Source organism: Fusobacterium sp. IOR10 (assembly GCF_010367435.1).
GTDB lineage: Bacteria > Fusobacteriota > Fusobacteriia > Fusobacteriales > Fusobacteriaceae > Fusobacterium_B.
On the sequence record NZ_WJWY01000025.1, the window covers coordinates 24749 to 31058 of the forward strand.

5 protein-coding genes are annotated in these 6310 nt (G+C 29.2%); 1 reads left to right on the forward strand and 4 read right to left on the reverse strand.

Translation table 11 applies throughout. The features are described 5' to 3' along the window. Positions 1–5: 5 nt before the first annotated feature. The 4 genes from GIL12_RS07765 to GIL12_RS07780 are packed head-to-tail and all read right to left on the reverse strand — an operon-like array spanning position 6 to position 5021. Positions 6–797, reverse strand: a complete 792-nt coding sequence (locus GIL12_RS07765; protein ID WP_163469917.1) for an electron transfer flavoprotein subunit beta/FixA family protein — start codon at positions 795–797, stop codon at positions 6–8. 20 nt (positions 798–817) lie between these two features. Next, positions 818–1957, reverse strand: coding sequence for an acyl-CoA dehydrogenase family protein (locus GIL12_RS07770; RefSeq protein ID WP_163469918.1), 1140 nt, complete (start codon positions 1955–1957; stop codon positions 818–820). Positions 1958–2006: 49 nt separating this feature from the next. Further along, complete coding sequence (locus tag GIL12_RS07775; RefSeq protein ID WP_163469919.1) at positions 2007–3428, reverse strand: FAD-binding oxidoreductase; 1422 nt, start codon at positions 3426–3428, stop codon at positions 2007–2009. A 42-nt stretch (positions 3429–3470) separates the two neighbouring features. Further along, positions 3471–5021: an L-lactate permease gene (locus GIL12_RS07780; protein ID WP_163469920.1), complete on the reverse strand. Its 1551-nt coding sequence runs from the start codon at positions 5019–5021 to the stop codon at positions 3471–3473. Between the two features lie 448 nt (positions 5022–5469). Here GIL12_RS07780 and GIL12_RS07785 point away from each other — a divergent pair, with 448 nt between their 5' ends. Next, the gene (locus GIL12_RS07785) at positions 5470–6156 is read left to right on the forward strand and encodes a FadR/GntR family transcriptional regulator (protein ID WP_163469921.1); all 687 of its coding nucleotides are present in this window, start codon (positions 5470–5472) and stop codon (positions 6154–6156) included. The last annotated feature ends 154 nt before the right edge of the window (positions 6157–6310 follow it).

Consider the following 6310-nt stretch of genomic DNA (forward strand, 5'->3'; position numbering starts at 1 on the left):
CCCCCTTAAAATACCTTAGCTTCAGCCATTATTTGAATTGCTTTTAATGTTGAATCTTCACATTTTTCCTCTTGAATTTTTATTCCAGCTTCTTTTTTAGGTGGTTCATAAAAATTAATAACTTTGACACATGCTCCTTCTCTTCCAACTTTTTCATTATCTAAATTTGGAATTTTTAAAGAATCTATTGGCATTCTTCTTGCCTTCATTTTATTTTTTATAGTTGGATATCTTGGATCATAATTTGGTTTTGTAACAGTGACAACACATGGGCAATTAGTTTCAACTACATTATATCCATCCTCTGTTTCTTGATTAAATGAAAAGATACTGTCTTTCATTGAAATATCAATTATATCTGTAACAAAGCCCCTTCCTAATATTTCTGAAATTTGAGCTCCAACTTGTCCACAAGCTGTATCTGTAGATTCTTTTCCACAGAAAATAATATCAAATTTTTCTCCATTTTCTTCTTCTATTTTTTTTATTCCATTTGCTAAAATGTAAGATGTTCCTAGTGTATCTGATTCTTTTAATTCTTCATCATTTATCAATATAGCTCTATTTCCTCCAACTGCTAAACAGTTTTTTAGAGATTTTTCTGTGCTTTTATCCCCTATACTTAAAACAGTTATTTCTCCATCATTTGCTTCTTTAAATCTTGCTGCCATTTCTAAAGCGTAAGTATCAAAGGCATTAACTACTTTTCCAATTTCAGATAAATTTGGTTTATTATCCTTTGCTGTAACCTCTATAGAATCATCTGGAACTTGTTTTATACAAACTAATATATTCATCAATTTTCCTCCCAATATTTTTAAATTCTTCCTATTACGTTATTAGCTATTACTATTCTTTGTATTTCGTTTGTTCCTTCAAATATTTGGAAGATTTTTGCATCTCTTATTAATTTTTCAACAGGGTATTCTCTACTATAACCATAACCACCGAATACTTGTACTGCTTCTGAAGCTACTTCCATAGCTATATCTGATGCATAGCATTTTGCTATTGCAGATTCTTTACTGAAAGGAAGTCCCATATCCATTAATGTTAAAGCATGAGCTACCATTTGACGAGCTGTTTCTGTTTTTATTTCCATATCAGCTATTTTAAATTGTAAAGCTTGATTTTTTATAACTGGTTTCCCAAATTGAATTCTTTCTTTTCCGTAAGCTATAGCTTCATTTATTCCTCTTTGAGCTATACCTGCAGAAATACATCCCATCCAAGTTCTAGCTTGATCCAATGTTTTCATTGCTATTCCAAATCCTTTTCCTTCTGCTCCTACTAAAGCTGAAGCTGGAACTCTACAATCTTCTAATACTACATCACAGGTATTTGAAGTTCTTATTCCCATTTTATTTTCATGATTTCCTGTACTAAGTCCTGGAGTTCCTGCTTCAATTAAAAACATTGAAATTCCTTTAACTCCCTTTGATTTATCTGTCATTGCTGTTACACAATAGAAAGAAGCTACTCCTCCATTTGTAATGAAACATTTTCTTCCATTAAGTATATAATCATCTCCATCTTTTACTGCTGTAGTTTTCCCTGCACTTGCATCTGATCCTGCAGCTGGTTCTGTTAAACAGAAAGCTCCAAAACCTCCATCTATAATTAATTCACAAACTCTTTTCTTTTGTTCTTCATTTCCTGCTATTAAAACTGGTTTCATTCCAAGACCACTTGCTGATATTGTTGTTGCAAAACCTGCATCTGCAATTGCCATTTCTTCCATTAATGCTGCTACATCTATTCTACTAAGACCCATTCCACCAAATTCTTCAGGAACTTCTAACATATGTAATTGCATTTCTATTGCTTTATCATATATTTCTTTTGGCCATTCTCCACTTTTATCATATTCTTTACATTGTTCTTTCACTTCATTTTCGCAAAAATCTTTTACATCTACTAATAAATCTTTAGCATCCTCTGAAATTATATAAGCCATTATTATCTCCTCCATTTTTTTTGTTTGGTTTTATATTTCTTATTTATATTTAAAATTCGTAGCAAACTTTACCTGGGTTTAATACCATATTAGGATCAAAAACATGTTTTATTTCTTTCATTAATCTCATGTTAACTTCTCCTAAAGATTCGCATAAGAATTCTACTTTTCCATGACCAATTCCATGTTCCCCTGAAATTTGTCCCCCTAATTCAGTTGCTCTTGAGTAAGCTTTTTCCATAAAGTTTGCTGCTCTTTTTAAAAACTCTTCTTTTTCTAGATCATTACTACAAGCATATATATGTAAATTTCCATCTCCAGCATGTCCAAAACTCTTAATTTTTAATCCAACTTCACCTTCTAAAGAATTAATATATTTTAAATATTCTGGTATTTTAGTAATTGGTACAACAACATCACATTCATCTAATAATTTTGTATCTGCAATTATTGCTTCAAGGAATGATCCTCTAGCTGCCCAAGCATCTCTTTTTAAAGCAGGTGTATCTGCAACTAAAACATCCATTGCTCCAGCTTCAAGTACAACTTCTGAAGCTTTTTCTATTATATCTTCTAATTCTTCTTCAGAATTTCCATCAAATGTAACTAATAAATATGCTCCTACTTCTTCTCCTTCAACTTCTTTTGGGAATACTGATTTTCCTAAATAAGCTTCTGAAGATAAAACTATTTCTCTTTCCATAAATTCCAAAGCTTGTGGTTCTAAATGATTCATTTTAAATTTAGGAACAGTTGAAATACATTCATTTAAATCAACATAAGGTATTATTAAACTTACAACTTCTTTTGGTTGTGGAATTAATTTTAAAGTAATATCTGTTATTATTCCTAAAGTTCCTTCTGATCCTATCATTAAGTTTAATAAACTATAACCTGAACTTGTTTTAGATACATTTGCTCCAAATTTAACTATTTCCCCTGTTGGTAAAACAACTGTCATAGCTTTTACATAATCTCTAGTAGTTCCATATTTAACTGCCCTCATTCCACCTGCATTTGTTGAAACATTTCCTCCTAAAGTTGCAAATTTTTCACCTGGATCTGGTGGATATAATAAATGTTTTTTATTTGCTGCTTCAGCTAAATCATTAAGTAATACTCCTGGTTCAACTTTAACTATAAAGTTTTCTAAATCCCATTCTATTACTTTATTCATTTTTATAGTTGAAATAACTATTCCACCATGTATACAAACAGCTCCTCCTGCAAGTCCTGTTCCTGCACCTCTTGGAGTTACTGGTATTAAATTTTCATTACAAACTTTCATAATTTTAGAAACTTCTTCTGTTGTTAAAGCTTCTATAACTGCTTCAGGTATTGCTTTTCCATAAATAGACATTTCATCATGAGAATAATCTTCATTTACTTCTTTTCCAAAATAAACTCTTTTAGGAGCTATCTCTTTAAATTTTTCAATTATCTCTGGTGTTACTTTATTATAAGTCTTCATAATTCCTCCTTAAATTTATTATCTTTAAATTTTTATTTTTATTTAAATTACTGCTCCTTTAAAAACATAGGCTATTACTCCTAATATAATCATAAAGAAGAAATAATATTTGATAACTATATTAAATACTTTACTTTCTTCCCCTGCTATTCCAACTGCTGCAACTCCTATTGCTATACTTTGAGGAGAAACAGCCTTAGCTGAAACTGCTCCACAAATATTTATAGCTGCTAGCCACACTTCTGGTATTCCCAATGTTTTTGCTGTTTGAGCTTGAAGTCCTGTAAATAATACAACTGAAGGTGTTGCACTTCCAGCTACAAATGTGACAATTGAACCTATAAATGGAGCTATTAAAGGATAATAACTTCCTGTTACTGCAACTGCTAAAGTAGCTATATCTCCAACCATTCCACTATATCCCATAATTTTTGCTGTTGCTATTACTGATACTATTGTAATAATAGTTTTCTTCATTTCTATCAAAGTTTTCTTTAAAACACTTAACATTTCTCCAAAGGAAGCTTTTTGGATACTTCCTCCTATGAAACCAGCAATTAACATTACTATACCTGGAGTTGCTATCCATGTGAACACATACTTACTTGCTCCATTTCCATTATATATTTGTACTGCTGTTTTTATTGTTGCCAATGGATTATGAATCATTGGAAATAAAGTTGATGTTAGTAATAAAAAACAAAGAATTAATATAAATGGTAACCATGCTAAGATTCCCCTTGATAAAGATATTGATCCATCTCCTAAACTATGTTCACTTTTTTTAACATGATATTTTTTATTTTCTTCTGTTTCTTTAACTAAAAGTCTACCTGCTAATATTGTTGATGCCATTGAAGTTAAAGCTCCTATTACAACTGGTAACTCTGCACCAACATACTTTGCTACAAAATATTCAGGAATTAAGAATGATGCTCCTGATATTAAAGTTACTAGAAACATTCCTTTTAAAGCTTTTACAGATCTTCCTATTGTTATAACCAATATAAATGGAGTTAATATAACTATTGGAGAAGATTGTACAATTGCTGTTAAAGCTACTTTTGCTGCAGGAACACCAATTATAGCCCCTGCTGTTATTGAAGGAATTCCTATTGATCCACAAATTGTAGGAGTTGTATTTGATAACATACAAACTGCTGCTGCGTATATTGGATTAACTCCTAAACCATATAATATACTAGCTGGAATAGCTACTGCTGTCCCGAAGCCAGCCATACCTTCCATGAATCCACCAAATCCCCAAGCTATAATAAGAACGAGAACTCTTTTGTCAACTGAAACCCTAGTTAACATTGCTTTAATAACTTCCATATTTTTTGTATGAACTATAATATTATAAACAAATACTGCTGATACTATAGTTAAACAAATTGGCCAAATAGCCAATGCTACCCCTTCTAATGCCGCTGTTAAGACTCCCATAAAAGGCATTTTCCAAAAAACAAATGATAAAATAGTTGTGATTAATAAAGCTATGGGACAAGCTTTGTGACCAGACATCTTAAACCAACTAAACCCAACTATAAGCCATATAATTGGTAGAACCGCTAAAACAAATTTTAAAAACATTAAATCCACCCCCTAAAAAATTAAACCCCTATAATTCATTATGTAAGTAAAGACTTATTAATAACTTCTTTTTTCATCTATTTTAAAGCTGTTATATTCACTTTGTATTGGTACTACCAAACTATGAACTAATTCTACCTTTTTTTAAAAAATTTGTCAATTTTATTTTTTTTAAACAGGTTAATTCTAACTCTTTTTTTATTATTTTAGAATTTTATGAACTATTTTTTTACACTTTATGCTTAAAAAGTTCTTATGTAATAATTAATTTATTCATTTATAAGGGTTTTTTAATTTTATTCTTTTATTTTTTGATTAAAATTTAATCCTGATTTTTTTTATGAAAAATTATTTTAAAAAATTTTAGAGTTAAAATCCGATTTTTCTTTATAAAAAAAATGAAAAATGATATAATTAAGTTAATTAAATTAGAAAGGGTTTGGTTAGAATGGAAAAAAATGAAAAATCTTATGAGATTTTAATTAATTTTGTGAAAGATAATATTAAAAGTGGTCATTATAAGCTCGGAGACAAACTTCCACCAGAAAGATCTCTTGCTGAAAATTTAAATATAAGTAGAAATTCTGTTAGAGAAGGTATTCGTATTTTAAATAGAATGGGAGCGTTAAAAGTAATTCAAGGATCTGGTAATTATATACATAACAACTTTCTTAAACCTTTAGAAGAACTTATTATTTTAATGTCTTCTTTGGAAGAAAATTCCAGTTTAAAAGAAATCATAGATTTTAGATATGCCTTGGAATTAGAAGCTTTAACTCTTGCTATTGATAAAATTACACCTAATCAATTGAAAGAAATTTCTAGTTTTTTAAATATGTTAAAAACCTGTCAAACAGAAGAAATGAAATCTTTTTATGATAAAAAATTACACTTTTATATAGCTGAACTTTCTGGAAATAGGTATATTATTGATAATTTAAAAGCCTTTGATACTCTTTTAAATATTTTCATTGAAAATATTAGATCAAAAATTTTTACAGATGCAGAAAATAAGGAAAAATTATTTAAATCCCACGAAGAAATAGTTCAAGGATTATATGAAAAGAATCTTAAAAAATCAAGAGAAGCTTTAAATAGACATTTTGAATACATTTATAAATATATGAGCAAATAAAAAAAGCAAATAAAATATTTGCTTTTTTTATGGGTCTATAATATTTGGTGTTGGTATTTGTAAAAATACTAATGCCTTTATTTTTTGCAAAAAAAAATTGAGACAAATAAAAAAATCCGTTACAATTAAGTTGCGACACCAAAAGAAAGGATGT